The sequence below is a fragment of the Mesorhizobium sp. M2E.F.Ca.ET.209.01.1.1 genome (assembly GCF_004010375.2).
Taxonomy (GTDB): domain Bacteria; phylum Pseudomonadota; class Alphaproteobacteria; order Rhizobiales; family Rhizobiaceae; genus Mesorhizobium.
Genome location: NZ_SADP02000262.1, coordinates 1 through 410, shown reverse-complemented (window position 1 = coordinate 410; position 410 = coordinate 1). Strand labels below are relative to the sequence as shown.

The following is a 410-nucleotide window of genomic DNA, read 5'->3' as shown; positions in this document are numbered from 1 at the left end:
CCTGGCTCTGGGTGAGTTCATGAGAGGAGACCACACCTCCGCGAAGAAGCTCTACTCCGAACGAGACGATGTAACGTTGGGCAATCCCTTTGGCCCTTTCGCGCACGGATGGAAGCAGGTCGTTGAGACGATGGAGGAAGCGGCATCGCATTACAGGGACGGCGACGCTGCCGGCTTCGATTGCATAGCGAAGTGTGTGACGCCTGAGCTGGCATACCTCGTCGAGGTAGAACGGCTCAGGTCCAAGGTCGGCGGTCGAAGCGATGTCGCGCCTCTGGCGTTGCGCGTGACGACCGTCTTTCGCCCAGAAGATGGTGTCTGGAAGATTGTGCATCGTCATGCCGATCCGATAACGACGGCTCAGCCGGAAGATTCGGTACTCCGCCAATAACCACGGTTTGGACTTGTGG

General features: G+C 58.8%; 1 protein-coding gene. It reads left to right on the top strand.

Annotation, left to right across the window (positions count from 1 at the left end; translation table 11 throughout):
• Positions 1-19: 19 nt before the first annotated feature.
• Positions 20-391: a nuclear transport factor 2 family protein gene (locus EN852_RS35570; RefSeq protein ID WP_246694504.1), complete on the top strand. Its 372-nt coding sequence runs from the start codon at positions 20-22 to the stop codon at positions 389-391.
• Positions 392-410 lie beyond the last annotated feature (19 nt).